Annotated in this window: 24 protein-coding genes and 1 pseudogene; 9 read left to right on the top strand and 16 right to left on the bottom strand. The window is 40.4% G+C overall.

Annotation, left to right across the window (positions count from 1 at the left end; genetic code table 11):
* Nucleotides 1-43: 43 nt before the first annotated feature.
* The 4 genes from BS1321_RS09360 to BS1321_RS09375 form a co-directional block, all read right to left on the bottom strand.
* The gene (locus BS1321_RS09360) at nucleotides 44-556 is read right to left on the bottom strand and encodes a hypothetical protein (RefSeq protein WP_063234719.1); all 513 of its coding nucleotides are present in this window, start codon (nucleotides 554-556) and stop codon (nucleotides 44-46) included.
* Nucleotides 557-693: 137 nt separating this feature from the next.
* Entirely contained in the window at nucleotides 694-2,091 is a 1,398-nt protein-coding gene (locus tag BS1321_RS09365; protein WP_063234718.1) for an amino acid permease, read from the bottom strand.
* A gap of 329 nt (nucleotides 2,092-2,420) precedes the next feature.
* Entirely contained in the window at nucleotides 2,421-3,380 is a 960-nt protein-coding gene (locus BS1321_RS09370) for an L-threonine 3-dehydrogenase (RefSeq protein ID WP_063234717.1), read from the bottom strand.
* Between the two features lie 44 nt (nucleotides 3,381-3,424).
* The gene (locus tag BS1321_RS09375; RefSeq protein WP_063234716.1) at nucleotides 3,425-4,615 is read right to left on the bottom strand and encodes a glycine C-acetyltransferase; all 1,191 of its coding nucleotides are present in this window, start codon (nucleotides 4,613-4,615) and stop codon (nucleotides 3,425-3,427) included.
* Nucleotides 4,616-4,989: 374 nt separating this feature from the next.
* On the opposite strand from BS1321_RS09375, the gene BS1321_RS28505 reads away from it, so the two are divergent.
* The gene (locus BS1321_RS28505; RefSeq protein ID WP_257790335.1) at nucleotides 4,990-5,121 is read left to right on the top strand and encodes a hypothetical protein; all 132 of its coding nucleotides are present in this window, start codon (nucleotides 4,990-4,992) and stop codon (nucleotides 5,119-5,121) included.
* A gap of 278 nt (nucleotides 5,122-5,399) precedes the next feature.
* Here the strand turns inward: BS1321_RS28505 and BS1321_RS09380 are convergent, their stop codons facing one another.
* Nucleotides 5,400-5,768, bottom strand: a complete 369-nt coding sequence (locus tag BS1321_RS09380) for a hypothetical protein (protein WP_063234715.1) — start codon at nucleotides 5,766-5,768, stop codon at nucleotides 5,400-5,402.
* 1 nt (nucleotide 5,769) lies between these two features.
* Between BS1321_RS09380 and BS1321_RS28120 the strand changes: the two are divergent.
* A pseudogene (locus BS1321_RS28120) lies at nucleotides 5,770-5,949 on the top strand (3-hydroxyacyl-CoA dehydrogenase); the annotation flags it as partial.
* Between the two features lie 186 nt (nucleotides 5,950-6,135).
* On the opposite strand, the gene BS1321_RS09390 reads toward BS1321_RS28120, so the two are convergent.
* The 5 genes from BS1321_RS09390 to BS1321_RS09410 all read right to left on the bottom strand — a co-directional run bounded on the left by BS1321_RS09390 (nucleotide 6,136) and on the right by BS1321_RS09410 (nucleotide 10,330).
* Nucleotides 6,136-6,657, bottom strand: a complete 522-nt coding sequence (locus tag BS1321_RS09390; protein ID WP_063234714.1) for a YehS family protein — start codon at nucleotides 6,655-6,657, stop codon at nucleotides 6,136-6,138.
* A 114-nt stretch (nucleotides 6,658-6,771) separates the two neighbouring features.
* The gene (gene rlmD / locus BS1321_RS09395) at nucleotides 6,772-8,157 is read right to left on the bottom strand and encodes a 23S rRNA (uracil(1939)-C(5))-methyltransferase RlmD (RefSeq protein WP_063234713.1); all 1,386 of its coding nucleotides are present in this window, start codon (nucleotides 8,155-8,157) and stop codon (nucleotides 6,772-6,774) included.
* Nucleotides 8,154-9,038 carry a DNA-3-methyladenine glycosylase family protein gene (locus BS1321_RS09400; protein WP_063234712.1) on the bottom strand — a complete coding sequence of 295 codons (885 nt, stop codon included), beginning with the start codon at nucleotides 9,036-9,038 and terminating at the stop codon, nucleotides 8,154-8,156. Before BS1321_RS09400 ends, rlmD begins: the two co-directional genes overlap by 4 nt.
* Nucleotides 9,039-9,160: 122 nt before the next feature.
* A complete protein-coding gene (pdaA, locus tag BS1321_RS09405) occupies nucleotides 9,161-9,946 on the bottom strand; it encodes a delta-lactam-biosynthetic de-N-acetylase (protein ID WP_063234711.1) in 786 nt (261 codons plus the stop codon).
* A 198-nt stretch (nucleotides 9,947-10,144) separates the two neighbouring features.
* Nucleotides 10,145-10,330, bottom strand: coding sequence for a hypothetical protein (locus tag BS1321_RS09410; protein WP_063234710.1), 186 nt, complete (start codon nucleotides 10,328-10,330; stop codon nucleotides 10,145-10,147).
* Nucleotides 10,331-10,441: 111 nt separating this feature from the next.
* Here BS1321_RS09410 and BS1321_RS27835 point away from each other — a divergent pair, with 111 nt between their 5' ends.
* Complete coding sequence (locus tag BS1321_RS27835) at nucleotides 10,442-10,579, top strand: hypothetical protein (RefSeq protein WP_169803983.1); 138 nt, start codon at nucleotides 10,442-10,444, stop codon at nucleotides 10,577-10,579.
* A 49-nt stretch (nucleotides 10,580-10,628) separates the two neighbouring features.
* Here the strand turns inward: BS1321_RS27835 and BS1321_RS09415 are convergent, their stop codons facing one another.
* Both BS1321_RS09415 and BS1321_RS09420 read right to left on the bottom strand, forming a co-directional pair.
* Nucleotides 10,629-12,197 (bottom strand): fumarate hydratase, encoded by a 1,569-nt coding sequence (locus BS1321_RS09415; protein WP_063234709.1) that lies wholly within the window; start codon nucleotides 12,195-12,197, stop codon nucleotides 10,629-10,631.
* 309 nt (nucleotides 12,198-12,506) lie between these two features.
* Nucleotides 12,507-12,692, bottom strand: coding sequence for an SE1561 family protein (locus BS1321_RS09420; protein WP_034305661.1), 186 nt, complete (start codon nucleotides 12,690-12,692; stop codon nucleotides 12,507-12,509).
* Nucleotides 12,693-12,842: 150 nt separating this feature from the next.
* Here BS1321_RS09420 and yfkAB point away from each other — a divergent pair, with 150 nt between their 5' ends.
* Nucleotides 12,843-13,970 (top strand): radical SAM/CxCxxxxC motif protein YfkAB, encoded by a 1,128-nt coding sequence (gene yfkAB, locus BS1321_RS09425; protein ID WP_063234708.1) that lies wholly within the window; start codon nucleotides 12,843-12,845, stop codon nucleotides 13,968-13,970.
* 33 nt (nucleotides 13,971-14,003) lie between these two features.
* On the opposite strand, the gene BS1321_RS09430 is transcribed toward yfkAB, so the two are convergent.
* Both BS1321_RS09430 and cax read right to left on the bottom strand, forming a co-directional pair.
* On the bottom strand, nucleotides 14,004-14,816 hold the full coding sequence (locus BS1321_RS09430) for a YfkD famly protein (protein WP_063234707.1): 813 nt from the start codon (nucleotides 14,814-14,816) through the stop codon (nucleotides 14,004-14,006).
* Nucleotides 14,817-15,286: 470 nt separating this feature from the next.
* Entirely contained in the window at nucleotides 15,287-16,345 is a 1,059-nt protein-coding gene (cax, locus tag BS1321_RS09435; RefSeq protein WP_063234847.1) for a calcium/proton exchanger, read from the bottom strand.
* Between the two features lie 188 nt (nucleotides 16,346-16,533).
* On the opposite strand from cax, the gene BS1321_RS09440 reads away from it, so the two are divergent.
* The gene (locus BS1321_RS09440; RefSeq protein WP_063234706.1) at nucleotides 16,534-17,700 is read left to right on the top strand and encodes an MFS transporter; all 1,167 of its coding nucleotides are present in this window, start codon (nucleotides 16,534-16,536) and stop codon (nucleotides 17,698-17,700) included.
* Between the two features lie 330 nt (nucleotides 17,701-18,030).
* Nucleotides 18,031-19,950, top strand: a complete 1,920-nt coding sequence (locus BS1321_RS09445; RefSeq protein WP_063234705.1) for a heavy metal translocating P-type ATPase — start codon at nucleotides 18,031-18,033, stop codon at nucleotides 19,948-19,950.
* Nucleotides 19,951-20,184: 234 nt separating this feature from the next.
* Here the strand turns inward: BS1321_RS09445 and BS1321_RS09450 are convergent, their stop codons facing one another.
* Both BS1321_RS09450 and BS1321_RS09455 read right to left on the bottom strand, forming a co-directional pair.
* Entirely contained in the window at nucleotides 20,185-21,024 is an 840-nt protein-coding gene (locus tag BS1321_RS09450; RefSeq protein ID WP_063234704.1) for a YihY/virulence factor BrkB family protein, read from the bottom strand.
* A gap of 16 nt (nucleotides 21,025-21,040) precedes the next feature.
* Complete coding sequence (locus tag BS1321_RS09455) at nucleotides 21,041-21,433, bottom strand: YtxH domain-containing protein (protein ID WP_063234703.1); 393 nt, start codon at nucleotides 21,431-21,433, stop codon at nucleotides 21,041-21,043.
* A 231-nt stretch (nucleotides 21,434-21,664) separates the two neighbouring features.
* Here BS1321_RS09455 and BS1321_RS09460 point away from each other — a divergent pair, with 231 nt between their 5' ends.
* From BS1321_RS09460 to mobB, 3 genes are all read left to right on the top strand, one after another.
* Nucleotides 21,665-21,889 carry a DUF1128 domain-containing protein gene (locus BS1321_RS09460; protein WP_034305672.1) on the top strand — a complete coding sequence of 75 codons (225 nt, stop codon included), beginning with the start codon at nucleotides 21,665-21,667 and terminating at the stop codon, nucleotides 21,887-21,889.
* Nucleotides 21,890-21,986: 97 nt separating this feature from the next.
* Nucleotides 21,987-23,252 (top strand): molybdopterin molybdotransferase MoeA, encoded by a 1,266-nt coding sequence (locus BS1321_RS09465; protein ID WP_063234702.1) that lies wholly within the window; start codon nucleotides 21,987-21,989, stop codon nucleotides 23,250-23,252.
* Complete coding sequence (gene mobB, locus BS1321_RS09470; RefSeq protein ID WP_063234701.1) at nucleotides 23,240-23,755, top strand: molybdopterin-guanine dinucleotide biosynthesis protein B; 516 nt, start codon at nucleotides 23,240-23,242, stop codon at nucleotides 23,753-23,755. The genes BS1321_RS09465 and mobB overlap by 13 nt, the downstream gene beginning before the upstream one ends.
* Nucleotides 23,756-23,766 lie beyond the last annotated feature (11 nt).

Genomic DNA, 23,766 nt, shown 5'->3' on the forward strand with positions numbered 1-23,766 from the left:
CCTGATCGTTTCCCATTCATAGCTCAGAAAAAATTGATATTTGTCAGATAAGCGTATGCCTGTAAATTGGGCCTTCTTCTCTTTTAATGATTAGTGAATTTTCATCAAATCCATTACATATGGCGAGATAGCCATCGTTCAAGTAAAGTCCAATGCCATATAAATAAAAATAATCCGTTGCGTTTGTTTCGCACCTTTCAAAAATCTCAATCCCAACCACCCGTTTACCAGTAGCTGAATTCAGGTCCTGTAACTTGTTCTTTTCCCATTTAAGTCTTAAATCTGTCCCATACCAACAAAGGTCCTGGGTAAAGAGGATTTTATTGAACGTAACAGCGTATTCATCAGCTTTGTTTGCACATAATTCTAATTGGCAATTTTCAAAACGGATAACGACGGGACAATCATTAAACCATTCATCTTCATCTTGTTCCCAGGCCACCCATATTTCTTCAATGTTTTTACCGATCAGTTCTTCAAGTGCATTTCTGTGGTCTTTTATGATATTGGATGGATTGGTATACATTTTAGGATTGTAATTTTTAAGTCCGAACATAAAAAGTTCACCCTTCACAATGAAGCAATCATTTTATTCCATTTTATCATCTCTTGTTAAAACTAAACTGCCCTTTTAGTTTCATTGGAAAAGGGCTGCCGCAGCAACCCTTTTCAAAACCCATAGTGAATTATAGATTAACCCACTTTATCTTCCTTTTGAGCCGCTGTCTGAGCATCGGCTTGTACACGCTTGCCTATTCCAAAAGCGAAATAACTAATTACAACGATAGCCAGAAAACCTATTCCAACCATAAGTGATATACGTGTGTCATCATTAAACCACATACCGATTAATACCATAACCAAGAAAGCGATGGTCAGGTAGTTTGTAACAGGTGCAAAAGGCATTTTGAATGGATGATTGTGCATTTCAGCTTTTTTAATTTTCCTGAATTGAATTTGACTGATCAGAATGACAAACCACGGAATCATACCAGGTAGTACACTCGCACTGTATACATGCACAAATAAATTTTCTGGTGCAATATAACTTAAAACAACCCCAATTGCTAACCCGACTATCACTCCGAACGTACCGAATAAAGGGACACCGCTATTAGATACTTTCGCAAAGAATTTTGGTGCTTGTCCATTTATCCCTAATGTGTAAAGCATACGTCCTGCACTGTAAATACCACTATTGCAGCCAGACATAGCAGCCGTGATTACGACAAAATTAATGATTGCAGCTGCTGCTGTAATACCAACTTTCGCAAAAGTCGCAACAAACGGACTGCCAATCGCGCTTAATTGATCCCAAGGGTAAACGGTTACAATAATGAAAATTGCACCGATATAGAAGATTAAAATACGCCAAATGGTACTTTGAATCGCTTTGGTTATCGTTTCTTGCGGATTTTTTGCTTCACCAGCTGTAATCCCAATTAATTCTACACCTTGATAAGCGGCAACCACCAGTGAGAGAGCAAAGAAGAAGCCCTTCCAACCACCTGTAAAAAATCCACCATGTTCCCAAAGGTTCGATAATCCTAAGGCTTCCCCTCCGTTACCGATTCCAAAGAAAACAAGTCCAAATCCTGCAACGATCATTAAAATAATCGTTACGATTTTAATCAGTGCAAACCAAAATTCAATTTCCCCAAAGGATTTAACGGAAATTAAGTTCGCTGCTCCAAGAATCACCATTGCGATTAAACCTGGAATCCAAGCAGGGAGCTCTGGGAACCAATACTGCATATACGTCCCCACTGCAATAATTTCTGCCATCCCAACAATAACCCACTGGAACCAGTTACTCCATGCAGTCATATACCCTGCCAATGGATGAATGTACTTATAACCAAATGTTGCAAATGAACCTGTACTTGGCTCTAAATACAACATTTCCCCCATGGCACGCATGATTAAGAATATAAAAATCCCAGAAATCGCATAAGCTAACATTACAGACGGACCTGTCCATTGAATCGTGCTGGCTGAACCCATAAATAAACCGACACCAATAGTTCCGCCCAAAGCGATCATCTGAATATGACGACCTTTCAACTCCCTATTCAAATCTTTGTTTGCCATTCCATTTCCCCCTACACTACTAATAGTCGAAATTTTATTCAAGATGCTTAATACACTCCCTATTTAGTATAGAAATGATATAGCAGGCTTCACTTTTTTAAACTATTCTTAAAGCTGCCTCATAAAATCATTCTTCACTTTTAAGCATTCCTGACAGTTTGAAAGATTACTATCAAATTTCATGTTATTTCTTAATTCTGTTCAAGGTACCATAGAAAGCGCTTACTTTTTATCGGTTATAAAAGCTCACCTCTTAAACGTTAAAATTCCTCTGTATAAAATAACTCGAATAAAAGAGTCTTGCAACCCTTTTATTCGGCTCAGTCTGATTAAGCGGTAATTAAAAGTGACTTTAATCCCAGCTTCACCAACATATCCTTCGTCATTTTCTCTAAATCATATTCCGCCTTGAATCCCCATTCTTCCTTTGCACAAGTTGAATCTATGCTATTTGGCCAACTGTCTGCAATAGATTGTCTTCCGGGATCGACGTCATAATTCATGACAAAATCAGGAATATGTCTTTTAATTTCGGCTGCGATTTGTTCCGGGGCAAAGCTCATAGCAGATACATTGAAAGAATTCCGATGTTTTAGCTTTGAGGCATCTGCCTCCATTAATGTAATGATGGCATTTAAAGCGTCAGGCATATACATCATATCCATATACGTTCCCTTATCAATGTAAGAGGTATATCGCTTATTTTTAATCGCTTCATAGTAAATTTCTACTGCATAGTCGGTTGTTCCACCGCCAGGAGGTGTGACATATGAAATCAGTCCCGGGAATCGAAGCCCCCTCGTATCTACGCCAAATTTATGATGATAATAATCACATAATAACTCACCCGATACTTTATTCACTCCGTACATCGTATTCGGCCGTTGAATCGTGTCTTGCGGTGTCCAATTTTTAGGAGTGGTAGGACCAAACGCTCCAATAGAGCTAGGTGTAAATAATCGGCAATTAAGTTCTCGTGCCGCTTCCAAAGCATTAACCAATCCGCCCATATTTAAATTCCAAGCTAAAAGAGGCTTCTTTTCAGCTGTTGCTGACAATAATGCAGCTAAATGAATAATCGTATCCACTTCGTGTTTTTTGGCAATGTTAAACATCGCTTTTTCATCGGTAACATCCAAAGTCTCAAATGGACCTGATAGGACAACATTGCTCTCCGTTTTTCGAATATCCGTTGCAATGACATTATCAGACCCGTAAATCTCTCTCATTTTCAGCGTCAGTTCTGAACCAATTTGACCTAAAGCCCCAGTTACCAAGACCTTTTTCATCAAAAATCCCTCCCCATGTTTTAAACTCTGAAACAAGCAATCTCTTATATGATTGACATCTCTTTTCCTACTTTTTCATAAATGGCAATTGCACGATCCAGCATCTCTTTTGTATGAGCAGCAGTAGGCATATTCCTCACTCTTCCTGTACCCTTAGGAACGGTAGGGAATACGATGGATTTAGCATACACACCCTCTTCATTCAGCCTCTTACTGAATTGCTGCGTTTTTGCTTCATCACCTATAATGCAAGGCGTAATCGGTGTTTCGCTCTCCCCGATATCAAACCCTAATTCTTTAAGGCCTTTTTTCAAGTAATCGCTGTTTTCCCACAGCTTATTTTGAAGTTCTGAGCTATTCATCAAAATATCGATGGCTTCTATACTAGCTGCAACTGCTCCCGGTGTGGTAGCCGTTGAAAATAAAAATGGACGGCTTCTCACCTTTAACCAATCAATCAAATCTTTCTTTCCTGCTACATAGCCTCCAACAACACCAATGGCTTTGGATAATGTTCCAATTTGGAAATCCACTTTATCCGATAACCCAAAATGTTTTACCGTTCCTGCACCATTACCTAATACGCCCGAACCATGCGCATCATCAACATAAGTAATTAAATCGAACTCTTCGGCAATCTTCACAATTTCAGGAAGCTTGGCAATATCCCCATCCATCGAGAAAACTCCATCGGTAATGATCATGACTTTGTTATACAATCCGGACTCCTTTGCTTGACGTGCTTTTGTCCGTAAATCGTCCATGTCGGAATGGATAAAGGGAATAATTTTCGCCTTGGATAATCGGCATCCATCAATGATTGAAGCATGATTCAGTTCATCTGAAAGAATGGCATCGTGTTTATCCATCACTCCTGAAATCGCTGCCATATTACAGTTAAATCCAGATTGATAAGCAATGGCTGCTTCTGTATGTTTAAATTCAGCAAGCTTTTCTTCTAATTTGACGTGAATATCCAATGTTCCGTTAATCGTACGAACGGCACCGGCTCCGACACCATATGTTTTCGTCGCTTCTATGCAAGCCTCTATTAATCGTCGATCTGTTGCTAAACCTAAATAGTTATTTGATGATAAATTAATTAACTCCCTGCCTGCAATGGTGATTACCGGACCGTTTGGACCTTCCACCGGATCTATAACGTTGTAAAGTCCCTTTTCTTTTAAATCTTCCAAATTTTCTTTCAAAAATTGATTTAATATTTCACTTGACATTTAATATACCCCCTCATTGATGGTTGGAATAAATGCAGGATTTTTATATGTTTTACCCCTATTTAAAAAAATTGTATTTTTTCCCTTTTTTCTAAAAACACACGTGTCCTCCTCAAAAAGACATAAGGAAGTACCACAAATCCCTTTATACTAAGAGTTATAACAATCATAATAATAGATAATTTTAACGTTGTCCATATTGTACGGACAAAAAAATCGGAATTTTTGTAGTTTTACAATAAACATCCGCCTAAAATGCCCTTATATCAACGAAAATACGAAGAGAATATCATCATCAATTTTCTAGGTAAATGATGTTTTATCTTCTGGTTTTTGGAGACATTAACAAATAATAACAACTAAGGAGGGTTATAGTGAAAACAGAAGATGAAAAAACCTCAGAAGGCCTAAATGAGATTTTTGAGATTATCAATGCAAAAGGTGACATCGGGGAATTAAAAGAAATCGTCCAAAAATCTGATGAACAAACAAATGAAGACAAGTAAACTAAGGGGATTAATAATCCTCTTTTTTGTCTGTTTTACATTGTACTAATGGACGTTTAAGTCCATTACAACATTAAAAAAAGAGCTGCTGATCAGCTCCTGATATTGAAGTTACGTTCACGTACAAAGAGATCAAAAAAACAAAAAAGTTATGCACATTATCAGGAGGAAAGTTTGAAGAATGAGGATTTCCCCTATTTCCTTCTTCCTTTATCCACACCTTGTGCACAACCTTATTTAGTTGAAAATTTAAGCCAGCTCCCTTCAGTTATGCGGACTTAAATTTTCACATATTGATTCACCTTTCTCATTCTGTGAAGTAACGGACCATTTGAATGATTGTTTTCCCCAATTACAAAACTCGTCATATAAAAGGTCAAATATTGACCATAATGATTATTGGTATTTAACAATAACTCATCCACATAGTAAACTCCTTTGGGGATTTCATCCATTAGGAGCACCGATAATGAAGTGTATATACCGCAGGCCACTTGAAAGTATGTTGCATTGGTCTTGTATTTGGAAAAGATATCGCGATTCTTTAATGTATTATACATATAATGCTCCTTATCTTGATAAACAATAAGGACACCAACTAGATCTTCCCCGTCAAGTTCGGCTTTAAGCTGCTCGTGAACCTTCATTACCGCTTGTAATATTTCAATTGCAAAAGCGAAAACGACAGTTGATCCAGATGTTGAAAAGCTGGCTAATCTATTGAAAACAGAGTATATCGATAAAGGGAAAATCGGAAGGGAAGCAGGAGAAGGCTTCTATAAATATCCCACCCCCAATTTTGCAAAACCAGACTTTTTAAAATGTTAATGAACCTGTATGAATATGCAGAAGGTGTCTTAGGGATGCCTTCTGCTTTTTTTAATATTTCGCCCTTTCTAATGTCTTCAATAACGTTCATACGAATAGAAAAAGACCTTGAAATCGGAAAAGTACTTTTCCCGAAATCAAGGCCTACTTATCATGATGTGCATGATAAAAACCGTTAATGAACCCTTATCCCCTATATTTCAAAGCTAATCCTTTTAAGAAATTCCTGGCGTATCGATCCCCGCACTCTTTATAATTCCTATGACCCACTTTTCTTAATATAGCACTTAATTCCCCTTTGGTTATCATGACTCCTGCTTGTTCCAAGATATCAATCATATCCTCACTGGTTAATGTCAATGCTATTTTCAGTTTCTTCAGAAGGATATTATTCACACTTTCCTTATTTTTTACAGCCGGTGCCTGACTTTGAGGCTGACCAGGTTTTGGCTCTTGTCTCCCTCTTTTAAAAATGATCAAACCATTTAAAAAGGACTCTAACATCATATTATTGCAGTTTATCCCATCCTCATCTTCATCCATATCATCATCATATTCATCATAGTAATCATCTTTTGGCTTGGTTAGCATCTGCATGACTTCTTCTCTTGTCACTTCAATCTCCCCGAGTTTAAATATTTCTACCATATCTTTATTTTTAATATCCAGCGCATATCTTAATCGAATTAATATATCATGATTATGCATCCAAAAACCTCCTGTATTTCTCGATTTTCACAGTACTTTCATTATTTCACAAATGGATGGAAATAAACGCAGATTAAAATCCGAGAACCTTTTACAGATTCCCGGATCACTCTGCTATTCTTTAATCAGCTTCAACGAGGTAACTACTTCAACATGGCTCGTTTGCGGGAACATGTCCACCGGCTGCATGGCCTCCACGCGATAAGAAGAGCCCAGTTCTTGTAAGTCCTTCGCCAATGTGGACGGGTTGCATGATACGTACACTATGGTTTTCGGTTTAACTTTCAAGATTGTCTGAAGTAAAGATTGATCACAGCCGGATCTTGGTGGGTCGACGACCAGTACGTCCGGTTTCCAGCCTTCTTTGGTCCAGCGTGGAAGGATATTCTCGGCTTTGCCTGTTTCATAGTATACATTGTTGCGTTTATGTTTTTTGGCATTTTTCTTGGCGTCCTCAATGGATTCTTTAATGACGTCCATTCCTCTGACTTCCTTGGCATTTTCAGACAGCCATAGCCCAATGGTTCCGACACCGCAATAAGCATCAACCACTTTTTCCGTGCCTGTTAAGGCTGCTGCTTTTTTCACTTCATCATATAAGCGAACAGTTTGGACCGGGTTAAGCTGGAAGAATGTACGGGCTGATAGTTCGTATGATAGGTCACCCAATGTTTCGTTGATGACTTTTTCGCCTGCCAGGTGAATCGTTTTTTCGCCAAAGATAAGTGATGTGTTCTGGTTGTTGATATTTTGAACGACCGATTTCACTTCTGGCAGTTGGTCCCTAATTTGTTTAAGCAACTGATCTTTTTGTGGAATTTCCTCTGCCCCTGTAACAAGGACAACCTGCACTTCACCTGTTTCAAAGCCTACCCGTGTAATGACTGTACGGATAACACCTTTTCTTTTTCTTTCGTTATAAATCGAGATGTTCAGGTTCTTTAGTATCTTTTTCACTGTACGTGTTACTTTATTTGTTGCCTTATGCTGTACAAGGCAATTCGGGATATCGATCAATGTATGGGAATTCAAGCCGTAAAGACCAGCAATCAATTTGCCATCTTTTTGGCCTACTTGGTACTGACTTTTATTGCGGTAATTCCAAGGATCTTCCATACCGATCGTTTCTTTTACATTTAATGAAGAAACTGGGAATTTTGAATGACGTTCCATCGCTTGAATAACGATATCACGTTTTTCAATAAGCTGCTGGGCATAACTTAAATGCTGTAACTGACATCCGCCGCATTCAGCGTAAACCGGACATGGCGCTGCAATGCGATGCGGTGATTCTTTACGGATGGTTTTTATTTTCGCCTCGGTAAAGTTTGGCTGAACCTTTGTGACCAAAGCTACAATTTCTTCACCAGGCAATGCTCCTGGGACGAAGACGACTTTCTTTTTGAAATAACCGACTCCCTCTCCGTTAATGCCAAGCCGTTTAATCGTAAGGGGAAGGGTTTGATTCACTTCTAGTTTTGTATCTTGAATGTTTGTCATTTCTTTTCACTCCGTTTTTCAATGCTTCTCCACAAATAGAGGGAAGCGTAGCTTAGATATGGAGCCCATTTCACACTATAGGACTCCATTTCTTCTTGGGTTGGCTTTTGCGGTAATCCATATAATATTTTCAAGGCATTTTGAATGCCAATATCGGCTTTAGGAAATAGGTTCGGCCGGCCAAGTCCAAAAAGCAGGAAGTTTTCAGCCGTCCATCTACCGATACCGCGTATTTTTATTAGTGTATCCATAACCTCTTGATCGGATAGCTTTTCCATTATATCAAGGTTGAGATGGCCCTGAATGATCTGCTCGGAAAGTCCAATGACGTATTCCGCTTTCCGGCCACTGAATTGTATGGCTCTTAATTGCTCGATTTGAAGTTGGGCGGTTGTTTCCGGTGTCGGATAAAACCAGGCACCTTCCATCTGGTAGCCGAAGGTTTTAACGAATCGTTCCGTGAGCGTATGGGCAAAGGATAAATTCAATTGCTGATGTATGATGCATTTGACGAGGCAACTGTAGTAATCGAAGTCCAAGACAATGGCAGTACCGCGGTGCTCTTCGAAGATTTCCCGCAAATCGGATTCCCGGAAATGCCGGGAAACGCCTTCTAATGGCTGATGCCAATGAAAAACCTTTTTTAACCGTTCGATTGCTTTTGACTTGTACACCTCTGAATGACCTTTGATGATAAAAGATGGTTCATCGATATTTGCTATTGCCTGAACCTGCAAAACGATTGGTTCTTTTTCTATATATAGCGGAACTTTTACCGTCCTGTTAGTAAAATCAACTACCTGAAGTGGGTCTAACGATAATCGTTCGAGAACTAGATCGAAATTATAGGGTCCTTGAACCTGTAATTTTTCTGTCCACACAAGCGATCCATCCTTTAGCAGTTTTCCACATATTATAGCATGTTTCCTGAAATATTACTTGAAATTGAGGAGAATGGATAAAAGCGGGACCTGAATTATTACTACAGGACCCGCTTCTCATTTTAATAAAGCATTCGGTTAGGCAACTGTTTCTCAATCATTAAATCATCAAGGCTACTGAATGTGTACCCCTGTTTTTCAAGATCCGTCAGAATCGAGTCCAACGCTTCCGCATTATCCTTCGATACGGTATGCAGTAATAAAATCGCGCCGGGATGAATCTGCTTCAGCACTTCATCGTGTGCGAACGCGGCACCCTTTTGTTGATCAACAATCCAATCTTTATATGCCAGTGACCAGAAGATGTGGTAATACCCTTCTTTTTTTGCGATCCTCATTGTTCTCTCATTAAACACCCCACGAGGCGGCCTTAAGTAATTCATTCCCTTTTGCCCCGTTAATTTTTCCGTTTCTCTTTTTACCCGTTCAAGCTCCGTGCGAATCACATCGTCCGTCACACTGGTCATATCCGGATGGTTCCATGAATGGTTTCCTACGATATGCCCCTCATTAGCCATACGGACAACAAGCTCAGGTGCCGTTTTTAAATAATGTCCCGTGACAAAAAAAGCTCCAGGAGCACCATGTTTTTTCAGAACATCTAAAATCTGGGCCGTATAGCCATTTTCATAACCGTTATCAAATGTTAAATAAACGACTTTTTTCTTTGTATCCCCTTTATAAATCGCTTCATATTCAGGCAGCATTTCATTGAATTTTTTACCGGCATCGGCAGGTGTCCCATTTTTCCCTTTATTGAAACCCCAGTTATAGGATTCTGCAAAAGCTGGGCTAGCCATAGAGCATATCAAGCATATAAAAGCGGTTAAAATCACCATTTTTTTCATTGGAATATCCCCCATGTTCTTTTTTCTTATTGTTTGGAACATGGAGATTTATATGCATGATATTGAAAAGGTCGAATTTTCGCTGCGGTCGAATTATACTCACTGTAGGTCGAATTAATTTCACGTCTCTCCCGACAAACCTTATCACACGCAAAAAAAGGCCTTTCCTCCGAAAAGGATTGGCCCTCCATGTTTTGTTTATCCTTTAAATAACGCTTGTGCCGCCTTCCAAATAATGGCGATAGCGAAAATGAGAACGATTACAATTCCAACTACGTCTAGGAATGTTTCAAGACCGGAGAAAATCGTGTTTGCCACAGGAAGTTGGATGAAAGCAAAACCAGTTAACACGGCGATAAAGAATAAGATGTAGCTATTCTGCATGAAAATCCCCCCTTTCTCTTCTAATGTATGTGCGACCATTCCAAAAGATTGTACTTTTCGGAGGTAATTTTCGCCTTTTTTTTCATATACATTTAGCAAGGGGGGAATAAAATGCTGGAATGGGTTATCACAATAGGCTTTATTGGTTGTCTTGGTTTAAGTGGTGGAGTGTTTGTTCATTTTGTGAAAAGTGGATTGAATTTAGAGGATGCAACAAGGATCGATCCACTGCCGGAAATCGAAGAGTAAGATATGCAAAAGACGCTCAACCGTTTGGTGAGCGTCTTTTTCCATACAATTATTTAAATACTGGTTCTTTGAATTGTGCCAATTTTTCCAATGAAGATTGCTGAACGTCTTTATGCAGGCTGTTTCCATGTGAATCCATGGTAACCACGGCAGTAAATCCTTCAACATTCAGATGCCACATCGCTTCTGGAATACCAAATTCGGTGAAGTTCACACCTTCGACGGATTTGATGCAGTCAGCATAATATTGAGCAGCCCCGCCGATTGCATTTAGATAAACGCCGCCGTGTTCACTAAGTGCTTCTAGTGTTTTTGGTCCCATTCCGCCTTTACCGATAACTGCACGGATGCCGAATCGTTTCATGATATCGCCTTGGTATGGTTCTTCACGAATACTTGTTGTTGGTCCGGCAGCCTTCACATGCCATTTGCCTTCTTCGTCCTTCAGCATAACTGGTCCACAGTGATAGATGATTTGTCCATCTAGGTCGATGGGTGCAGGATTTTCAGATAAGTGCTTGTGGATGGCATCACGGCCTGTATACATTCTGCCGTTGATATGAACTACGTCACCAACTTTTAATTCACGGATTTGTTCTTCCGTGATTGGTGCTTGCAGGGTTATTTCACGGGAAGCTTCAACGTCCGATTCTGCAGCGGCTGCCACTTCATCCTTCGCTGCTTTTTCTGCTTCGAGAGCAAAGTCGATTTTCTCGCCTTCTTGATATAACCACTCATTGATTTCGCCTGTTTCAGGATTGACTTTCACTCCTAAACGGCGGAACGCCCAGCAGTTGTAAGCAACGGATACGAAAAAGCTTGCCGGAATACGGTGCATGACACCGATTTTACATCCAAGCAGTGTAGTTTCGCCGCCAAAGCCCATCGTGCCGATTCCCAATTCATTAGCTGTATTCATGATGTAATCTTCAAGTTTACGAAGGTCTTCATTCGGATTCACATCTTCATTACTGCGGAAAAGTTGAGCCTTAGCCAGATCATATCCGGATGAACGGTCCCCTCCGATACCAACGCCGATGAAGCCGGCACTGCAGCCTTGTCCTTGTGCTTGGTAAACAGAGTGAAGGACACATTTACGGATTCCGTCCAAATCACGGCCCGCTTTCCCCAATCCTTCAAGCTCCATAGGCAGACTGTATTGGATGTTTTTATTTTCACAGCCGCCCCCTTTTAAGATGAGACGAACATCAATATAGTCTTTTTCCCATTGATCGAATTTAATGACAGGAAGACCTTCCCCAAGGTTATCCCCGCTATTTTCACCCGATAAAGAGTCGACCGCGTTTGGACGAAGTTTTCCGCCTTTTGTCGCTAAAATGATCGCATTTCGAATTGCTTCTTTTATTTCAAGTTGGTTCACGCCAACTGGAGTTTTTATTTTGAAAGTCGGCAGACCAGTATCCTGACAAATCGGTGATACATTGTCGTCAGCCATTGTAATATTGTTCGTGATGGTGGCCAAGCTCAATGCAGAACGAGTACCTGCATTTTCACGTTCTTTTGCACTTTTGACCGCACGACGAACATCCTTTGGAAGATTCGTTGAAGTTTCAACGATAAGACTGTACATACTTTCTTGGAATTTTTGAATATCCAAATTTCTCTTCCCCCTCTTATTTCCCCTAGATTAGATTTAATCATTTCCCTGCTTCTCTATAAATAGCGAATGATTCAACACCCGTTTTATTATACATCTAACATAATCTTTCGAAAACAAGTAATTATTTTTCTTAATGAACAGCAATTTGGAGAGAAATGATCAAAGCGCCTTAAATAGCCCATGAGTCAAATTTCATCACCAATCATTTCCAAGATGAAGATTTGATATTAAAAAGGGATGACGCAGGTTTCTCGTCATCCCTTCATGAATATTAACATTGAAAAAATCATACTATCGAAACAGATATTAGTCTTCCCGGGTTTTGAATTGTTCCACTTTGCCTTCCAAATCATCTATCATGCCGATTAAACGGTCTATATCTTCCAACTCCGTATTTTCCGGTTCGATATGATCAAGAACTTCCATGAACATCGTGAGGCGTTCTTTTAAGTATGTTAATTGTTCGTTTTTACCTGTAATGGATTTTCCCATAAGGCACTCTCCTTCCGTTCTTCTTTCATCGTAACGAAATCTGCTTGAAAGTGCAATGCCAAGCTATAAATACAGCTCTCAGCCATTTGACAATTTTTGTCCCCATTGTTCATAATGGGTTAGTGCATTATTACGTAAGGAGTTTTAAATATGTCAATAATCAAGCAAGATCTTTTAACACCAATTACACCCAAGTATGATCCTTGGGAAGCATATATGGACGTTGAACAATATGGAAAACTCAGCCTCACCAACGTGGAGTTCACCACCACCACCCTTTGCAATATGCGTTGTGAGCATTGTGCCGTCGGTTACACACTTCAGCCCAAGGACCCGGATGCACTGCCGCTGGAATTACTGATTCAGCGCCTTGATGAGATCCCTTTGCTTCGCTCGCTCAGCATCACTGGCGGGGAACCGATGCTTTCAAGAAAACAAGTGAGGAATTATGTTTTGCCTCTATTGAAATATGCCCGTAGCCGCGGGGTCCGAACACAAATCAATTCCAATTTGACCCTTGACTTGGAACGGTATGAGGAAATCATTCCTTATTTGGATGTTCTGCATATTTCCCATAACTGGGGAACGATTGACGAATTCATTGATATCGGCTTTGCCATGATGGACCGAAAACCATCTCGGGAACAGCGAAAGAAACTATTTGATAAAATGATCGAAAATTCCCGTGCCCTGACAAAAGCTGGTGTGCTGGTATCTGCAGAAACGATGCTTAATAAACGGACATTACCTCATCTTGAGCATATTCACAGACAGATCGTCGATGAAATGGGATGTCAAAGGCATGAAATTCATCCGATGTATCCAAGCGATTTCGCTTCGGCACTTGAAACTTTATCATTGGACAATATGCGTGAAGCGATTCATCATTTGCTTGATATCCGTGATGAAAATGTTTGGATGCTTTTCGGTACCCTGCCATTTTATCCTTGCAATAATAGTAAAGAGGATATAAAGCTGCTTCAACGCCTTTATGGTTCACATAAAGTGACTGTTCGAAATGACCCTGATGGACGTTCCCGGTTGAACATCAATATTTTCACCGGGGAAGTGATCGTGACCGATTTCGGGGACGCGCCTACATTAGGAAATATCAAAGACCAGCCCTTGACCGAATCCTATGACATTTGGATGAATTCGAAACTGGCCAATGAATTGAATTGCCACTGCCCGGCAGTCAAATGTCTAGGCCCAAATGTTCTCGTCAAAAATGCATACTACCCGAAGGAAGACTTCAGGATCAGGAAGTCAACCATATGAAGAAAAACTCGCCAATCCGGCGAGTTTTTCAATTTACCTGGGTTGCTGCGAGACTGTAAAGCTGAAGGAAACATGGTCCTGAACCGGTATCCACGCACCGATGCCTTGTGAAGTGATATTCTTTATCGTAATGGTTCTTTTATTTCCTTTTAGGTTCAAATACACTTCCCCATATGTGACCTTGCCTTTTTCATTGACGGCGGAAGCATAACTGGATAAGTAACCAATCCTATTTGAAGCAACATTGTATACTTCATCTTTTTTCGTACCAGCTCCGATGATCGTTTCAAAAGCCAATGGCAAATTCGTTTTCTCAGTGGCTTTTAACAGCATCATCTTTTGAACATCCTCTGCCTTAGGGATTTTCGCTGTCAGACCGCCACTCACTGCCTTCTGACTTTCCTGGACATAACGGATCTTGTATGGAACTTCACCCCCGCGATTATCATAGTAATTCGTATTGATCTTTTGGTATTCCCAGTTTGGTGCCGATTCCGAAGACTCATAATTCAATGCCCAATGGCCAAGGTAAATGGTCGCCCTGTAACCAAAAGCAAGTGGAGCTTTTGCAATTGCCGATTCATTCAACATATGGATGAGTTCTGGATTTTCAATCTTGATATCCGACGAATCGATCAATTGTTCGGCAAACTTACTCGGCTGCAGCATCGGAAGATCCTGGGTCGGGTTCGGATACGTATTCTCCTTTGTAATATTCAATACGGAAGGTGGGATATTCACCTTATTCCGACTTGCTTTGTCTCCTGGTATATCAGCTGCAAAACTTACATTCGCCTGTATGAAGGCAATTAGGCCAATCATCGTAATAAGAATAGTTCTTCTCATGCTGTCGCACTCCTTTTGAGGGGTTCAATCATTTTGTTTATAGATTTTGTTTTTAGCCAACATTCTATACATTTCAATCCGATTTCGATTTTGTAATAAATTTGTAAAGTTCAGAATATTTACTTTTCTTTTCAAATCGGTTATACTTATTTTACATTATAAAAAGGAGGCGAAATCGTTCATACCTATTAAACCTTCAGGAGGTATGCTTATCGAACAATCCATGACACCCTTTTAAAGGATGACAGAAAACGAATTCGCCTATACTTAAATCTGATGTAAAAGGATGGTGTGACACTCTAGAATATTTTCTCAACTTTTACAAAAGCATGATGAAAAATTTTGGAATAACTTATGAATGGTAATTTATTAATATAGAAATGACTCTGCTAAATCTAACCTGAGCAGAGTCATTTTTATGTTTTAATTTTATAAAAAGAAAGACCTCCCACATCGGAAGGCCTGCATTCTTATAATAAGTAAAATCCAATTCCCATAATGAAGTAAGCGGCCAATAAGGTAAGGCCTTCAAACCAGTTCGTTTCCCCGTCATTTGAAATCATGATCATCAGAAAGACTGCTGTAACCATTGATATCAGTTCTGGCATTGTGAAAACAAGCGGCATATGAGTTGGATACATTAACGAAATAAGTACGAGTACAGGAGCTACGAACATCGCTACTTGAAGCGTCGAACCAACGGCAATCTCCACTGCGACATCCATTTTATTTTTATAGGCCATTATGACGGCGGACGCATGCTCTGCCGCGTTACCTACGATTGCAACGATAATGACACCGATGAATAACTCCGACCATCCGAAGGTTTCCCCTACTTCGCTGAAAGTATGGACAAGTTTTTCCGATACGTACGCAACAGCCAATGTAGCGACAGCAAGTATTATAATTGCCTTTTTTCTGCTCCACTCCGGTACTTCCTCTTCATGTTCCTCGGGTTTCTCCGTATGCTGATATACCCCGCGGTGAGTAACCAATTTAAAGAATAATGCAGCTAGGTATAATAAGATCAAAATAATGGAAATTCCGACACTTAGCGACATCGTGCTTGATTCACTCATATTTTGTGTGAATACTTCCGGTATGACGAAGGCTACAATAACTGCAAAAATCATTAGACCGGCATTATGCCTGGCATCGAATACATTAAATTTCTGCCGTTTGTATTTAGTCCCTCCGACAAAGAATGAAAGTCCTGCCACCAACAATAAGTTTCCTAAAACGGAACCAGTCAAAGACGCCAACACGACACCCACAAGACCCGCCTTTAATGAAAAGATGGATATGATCAATTCTACTGCATTACCAAAGGTTGCATTCAACAGACCGCCAATCCTTGGTCCCATTACGATCGCTAAGCTTTCAGTGGCCCGGCCCATGAAGCCTGCAAGCGCCACGATTGTTAAGCAATATACTATGAACATGATTACACTCGGCCAATGTAATAATGACCCAATGACAGATAAAGGGACGCCTAACAGGACAAGCCCCAAAAATATTTTATTCACGATACTTCTCCTCACAATCCTATAGTTCTTTTTATGTAACAAAAACTATCATACATAATCTTCGTGCGAAGACAAAGGAAAATTTTATCATCACTTCTTACTTGTCAATATTTACCCAAATTTCTATTGCTTAATCCTCTTCCTAAGATGTAACATCAAGAAGGTATACATTTCTTAGGAGACATGATTTTATGAATAATAAATTGCTTTTTAGCGTTTTAATCTTAATTGTCGGCATATCGGGGTTTTCTCAAGGGATGCTTCTGCCGATCATTGCCATCATTTTTGAAAATGACGGAATTAGCTCATCCCTAAACGGGTTCCATGCAGCCTCCCTTTATATTGGAATTCTGTTGATTTCTCCTTTTATGGAAGCCCCACTCCGTAAATACGGGTATAAGCCATTGATATTATTTGGCGGGATAACGGTCATTGTATCACTTGCCTTATTTCCTGTTTGGAAATCATTCTGGTTTTGGTTCGTACTGCGTTTCTTCATTGGAATCGGCGATCATACACTTCACTTTGCTACCCAGACATGGATCACTGCCATTTCACCAATAGCAAAGCGCGGAAGGAATCTTGCCATTTATGGACTTTTCTTCAGTCTTGGCTTCATGGTTGGCCCGCTGATGACGAAACTTCTCGAGATTAATCAGGCTTTGCCTTTCATCATCACATCCATACTTAGCCTTCTAACTTGGTCCACTGTTTTCCTTATTAGAAATGAGCTTCCTGAACAAGATGATTCTGAAAGCACATCATTCCTTGGCACACTCAAAAGGTTTACAAAAGTGAGCCGCATAGCTTGGGTCGCTTTTTTACTTCCTTTCACATTTGGCGTGCTTGAAGCATCATTGAATAGCAATTTCCCTGTATTCGCCCTGCGCTCCGGAATCGATTTAACCGCAGTATCCATCATCATTCCGGCATTTTCTGCGGGGACTTTGCTTACACAGATTCCCTTGGGGATGATCAGTGACCGCTTTGGCAGGCGAAAGACCTTGCTGACGATCCTTTTTTCAGGGTTTACCATATTCACTCTTGCAGGGATTTACTCCTTTTCAGTGCTTGGCATTTTCATCTGCTTTATGTTTGGCGGAATGATGGTTGGTTCCACTTTCTCGCTGGGAATCAGTTATATGGCAGATCTTTTGCCTCGAAACCTATTACCTGCTGGAAATTTATTATGCAGTATTTTCTTTAGTCTCGGCAGCATCGGCGGTCCATTCTTTGGCGGCCTGGTTATTGAACATATACAAGGTGGAAATTTTTTCTACATGATCAGTATCATGCTTTTCCTTGTCTTCATTTCATTGGCTTTGTTTAAGGAGAAAATGCCTGCTTCAGTTATGTAATATAGTTTATTATCTGGACTACTTCTTTTATTATTCAATTTGAACGGTATTTATCAATAGTGACTATATTGGATAGGCGATACTTTATATTTTTTACTAGATTAGAATCATTATTCTTTATTTCTGAATAAGATATGTGGTATTATAATAATAACAAAAGGGACATCAAGTTTATAAACCTTTGAAAACATTGCTGTCATCGCAATTACGGTGGCAGCTTTCATATTTTATCCAGAGAAATGACGTTGATTATCTTTCTCAATTAGATATCATACAAATGATAATCTATATCATTTACACAAAATAGAGAAGAATGTGGGAGGGAATCTTATGACTACAGATACTAAACATTTAACCCAACCGGCTACATGCAAAACCTCTTGGTTGGAAAAAGCCAAACCTCATCTAGAACTTATTGCTGCATTATTCAGCGGATTATTAATAGTATTGGGCTGGGCCCTTTCAAAGAACGGAATGGAGTCCACTTCCATTGTCATATACTTAGCCTCTTTCTTGATTGGAGGATATGCCAAGGCAAAAGAAGGCATAGAAGATACGATTGCCGACCGGGAATTGAATGTTGAGATGCTGATGATTTTTGCGGCCATCGGTTCTGCGGTCATCGGATACTGGACGGAAGGTGCCATTTTGATTTTCATCTTCGCTTTAAGCGGTGCCCTTGAGACATACACGATGAATAAAAGCCATAAAGAAATCTCGGCACTTATGGACTTACAGCCTGAGGAAGCACTGCGCATCACAAACGGATATGAAGAAACCGTATCCGTTTCACAGCTGCATGTCGGGGATCTGATTTTAGTGAAACCAGGTGAGAGAGTTCCTTCAGATGGGAAAATCACAGACGGCCGTACCAATATCGATGAAGCCGCCATCACTGGCGAATCCATACCAGTAAGTAAATCATTGGATGATGAAGTTTTTGCCGGAACGGTTAATCTCCGTGGTACGATTACCGTGGAAATCACCAAACCAGCAAGTGAAACATTATTTCAAAAAATCATCACCCTCGTTCAATCCGCTCAAAGTGAAAAGTCCCCTTCCCAGCTGTTCATTGAACGGTTTGAAGGGACTTATGTAAAAGTGGTTTTGACGGTTGTCGGCTTAATGATGTTCGTACCCCATTTCATATTGGGGTGGAGTTGGACCGAAACATTCTACAGAGCGATGATCCTGCTCGTTGTCGCTTCTCCTTGTGCACTTGTGGCCTCTATTATGCCGGCAACACTTTCTGCCATTTCAAATGGTGCTCGTCATGGCATCTTATTTAAAGGCGGCATCCATCTTGAGAATCTAGGTAACCTGCAGGCAATTGCTTTAGATAAAACCGGTACATTGACAAAAGGAAAACCGGAGGTAACGGATGTCATTATCCGCGAAGATTTAAACGAAGAAGATTTCTTATTTCATATTGCATCTGTTGAAAATTATTCGAATCACCCTTTGGCAACATCGATCGTACGTTATGCCAAAACGAAATTGCAAAAGGACCTCATTAAACCGGATAACATGGAAGATATCTCAGGTAATGGGGTTCAAGCATACATCAATGGCGTGCTTTGGCAAGTCGGAAAAGCTGATTTCGTTGGTCGCAGTGAAGCAGAACGATTCCAAAATGGCATTGCACTGACATTGGCTGAACAAGGTAAGACAATCGTTTATGCAAAAGATGATCAAGGGATTGCCGGTATACTCACTTTGAAAGATGTCGTGCGTGAAGAAACCGTTACAGCCATCGAAGCTTTGAGAAATGAGGGCATCCATACCGTCATGCTGACAGGTGATGGTGAAAAAACCGCTAAAGCGATTGCGTCGGAAAGCCATATTGATGCATATATTGCCGAATGCCTACCAGAAACCAAAGTAACGGAAGTGAAAAGGCTGAAAGAACATTTTGGCACTGTAGCAATGGTTGGGGATGGCATCAATGATGCACCTGCATTAGCAACAGCATCTGTCGGAATTGCAATGGGCGAAGGCACGGATGTTGCCTTGGAGACAGCGGATGTTGTTCTGATGAAAAATGACCTGCCGCGCATCGCGGAAGCAGTCAAATTATCCAAGAAGATGAATCGAATCATTAAACAAAACGTCATCTTTTCAATTTCGGTCATCATGATCCTGATAGCATCCAATTTCCTTCAATTCCTAGACCTCCCATATGGCGTCATTGGCCATGAAGGAAGTACAATTCTCGTTATACTGAACAGCTTAAGACTTTTGAGAAACTAAACATGAAAAAGGAGCCTACCAAGGCTCCCTTTTTTTATGATATTTTCATTTAGTGATATCCGTTCTTACCGTTTGCAGAACCTGATGTTTTATGGTTCGAACCTTTATTTTTTCCTTTTTGCTTTGTGCTGCCATCCTTTTTACTCATGAAAGAACTCCTCCTCTTCTAAAGTTGTTATTTCTTGAATAGTATCCGCAGCATGTCAGTTTGCTATTACGGGAACTCCAGGAAGCTCATACACATTCTGGTTTTTCCCTTTCACTTATGAGCGCATTTATTTCCCCGCCCAGTATGATGATGAGTCCTGATAAATAAAACCAGATCATTAATACGATTATACCGCCAAGACTTCCATATGTTGCGGAATAATTTGCGAAGTTCTCCACATAAAAAGAAAACAAAAAGGAAGCAAGACTCCATCCTGCCGTTGCAAAGATAGCTCCAGGCATTACGGTTATGCATTTCAGCTTTATGTTTGGCGCAATCCAATAAAGGATGGTGAACACAATTAAAAATACAAGCGTACTGATCACCCAGCGAAGTTGGTTCCAAATCGTAAGAAACTCATCGGATTGTCCAATTTCGGCAAATAGGAATACTCCGATCTGTTTTCCGAATACCGGCAGCAATAAAACGACAATAAAAACAAAAATCATCGCTAAAGTAAGAAGAATCGACATTCCCCGGGAAATAAAGAAAGTTCGACTTTCTTTTACACCATATGCATGGTTAAATGCTTTAATGATTGCATTCATCCCATTTGAGGCCGACCATATCGTTCCAATGACACCAAACGACAATAAAGTCCCGTTCGCTTCCATCACTTCAGATAGGTTTGCCTCAATGATATTCATCGAATCGTCAGGCGCATATGTACGGACGGTGTTTAATATATCTTCTTGGGAAAATGGCAGATAGGCCAATAAAGTGAATAAAAAAATAAGTAACGGAAATAGGGAAAGTAAGAAGAAATAAGACAGCTGTGCGGCAAGCCCCGACACATCATCCACATGTAACCGTTTTATGAATGTCTTGAAGAATGAGCCTTTCAGCCATTCTTTTTTATTGGCCATACCTCCACCCCATTTTCTAATTTAAGGAATTACGTTCCTGTTGACTTGAAGACGACTCTTCTTCCTCTGCAGCAAAAACTTCCTTCGTCTCCATCACCACTTGGGCAACTTGCGATGGAATGTCTTTCATTTCCTCCACCTTTTGGGAAATGAAGGATACATCATCGGAAATTTTTTCAACAGTGGAACGGACCTTAGATGATGTTTCACTTACTTGTTTAAGCACCCCATTGGGATTCTTCACGAATTCTTTCATATTACTCATGCAGCTTCTGCTGTTTTCCAATACAGAATTACGCGTATCCTTATCAAAAAGGCTTATCGCAGCCCCAGCTAACGCCCCAATAAAGACCGCTTGCATAAATTTACTTTTCTTGGCACACTTATATTCTTCTCGAATGTTGCTCATATATTCTCCTCCTCCTCATATATTAGTGATGGATAATGGTAGCTATCTCCATTATACAATGTTTAAAAAAGTTTTTTCCTATCTTTTCCCAAACTCTTTCACTTTAAAACGCGGGAGATGACCAAGTGAATCGGGAATCAAGCTTCGTTTTCCACCCGAATATTCATTGACTTCTAGAGATAATCATGCAAAGATGAAAATAATTTAGGAACGTATGAAAGGATGAGGGAATTGGATTTAACGCAAAACACAGCCGAAAGTGTCGAGTTTATGATCGAAGCAATTAAGGATAAATTAAAAGTGATGAACTTCGGTGCAATCAAATCGACCCATTTTGATATTGAAATGTACGAAGAGTTGCACGATATTTATACAATGGTGATGAAAAAAACGAATTTCAGTGTCCGTGAAATGGAAGCGATCGCTGAAGAACTTGGAAGACTGCGTAATAAGTAACATTCAAATCCTCCCATACCGGTGAGGATTTTTTTCATTTTTTTTAAAATTCTGCTACATTTGATATAGAAATTGAAAACCGACAGGAGTTGTAAGCATGGTAGAAAGAAGAACGCCTATAAGTATTGCAGAAGCAGTGGAAAAAGTGATGAAGCATAAATTAATAGGACATGTGGAACTGATTCCCCTCGAGGAAAGCCAAGACCGTTTTTTGGCTCAAGATATAGTAGCTACAAATGATGTTCCGCATTTTAACCGCTCGCCCTATGATGGATTCGCCCTCAGGTCCAAGGATACAGCTGAAGGTTCCATAAATAACCCTCTCGAGTTCGAAGTGGTTGAAGAGTTGGCTGCGGGTATGGTATCGACTATTCCTGTACAAAAAAATCAAGTTGCAAGAATCATGACTGGAGCTCAGATGCCAGCTGAGTGTGATGCCGTAATCATGCTCGAGCTTACGAAGGAATTCGAAAAAGACGGAAAGAAGTACATATCATTTAAACGCTCACTTAAGGAAGGCGAAAACGTTTCTTTTCAAGGAGAGGATGCAAAGAAAGGCGATGTTCTTGTAAAAAAAGGAACAGCTATCAATCCAGGGATCATCGGCTTGCTGGCAACATTCGGTTATGCCGAAGTGCCAGTTGCCATGAAGCCTGTCGTCGGATTATTCGCTACGGGCTCGGAACTTCTTGATGTTAATGAACCGTTGCAGCCCGGGAAAATTCGCAACAGTAATTCACATGCCATCTCCGCCCAAATTCGGAGGGCCGGAGGAGAAGTCCGTTTTTATGGAAAGCTTAAGGACGAATTCAAATTAAGCTACGAGGCCATTTCAACTGCCTTGGAGGAAGTGGATCTGCTCATTACAACAGGAGGAGTTTCTGTCGGTGATTTTGACCTTCTCCCGGATATTTATCAAAAAATTGGCGCTGATGTCTTATTCAACAAAGTGGCCATGCGCCCCGGTAGCGTGACGACCGTAGCGGTATATAATAACAAATTTTTATTCGGTTTATCCGGCAATCCATCCGCCAGTTATGTCGGCTTTGAACTTTTTGCAAGACCGATCATCCGCACCATGCTGTTTTCTGAACATCCGCATTTACGAAAAGAGACGGCACAATTGGCAGAGGACTTCTTAAAACCCAACCCATTCTCACGTCTGCTTCGGACCCGATTATTTTACGAATCCGGCCAGTTGAAGGTAATTCCTAGCGGTGTGGATAAATCCAATATTACAACAAGCTTGGCAGGTGCCAATTCACTGACCGTCTTACCTGGGGGGACCCGTGGTTTCCAAACGGGAGATTTTGTGGACATCCTTCTTCTCGATGACCAAGAAGGATGCAAATGGCCTTGGTGAAGCCCTTTATTTTTCAGGTGGTTGGCTACCAAAATAGAGGAAAAACGACCTTCATAACGAATATTATCAAAAAGCTTCGTGCAGCAAAATTAGAGACAGCCGTATTAAAACATCATGGACATGGCGGAAAACCAGATGTCACTGGCATGAAGGATTCCAATAAACACTTTCAGGCAGGGGCGGCCGCTTCACTTGTTGAAGGAGATGGAACGATCGAGTTGCTCGGCAATTTCAAAGGGGAAGCCTCTATCACTGAGCTGATTCAATTACTGTGTCTATTTCTCCCTGATGTGATTTTAATTGAAGGTTATAAGCAGGAGGACTTTCCTAAGGTCATTTTAATCAAAGAAGAAAGTGACCTTCTGTTATTGGAACATCTTACTAATGTCAAAGCTGCGGTGGCTTGGCCTGAATGCCTGGAACGAACCAGGAATCATGCTTCAGTACCCGTCTTCCCTTTGGATTCGGATCAATTCATTGCATGGTTTTTAGAACAAATATGAAGGAGTGCACA

It is taken from the genome of Peribacillus simplex NBRC 15720 = DSM 1321 (genome assembly GCF_002243645.1).
Lineage (GTDB): Bacteria > Bacillota > Bacilli > Bacillales > DSM-1321 > Peribacillus > Peribacillus simplex.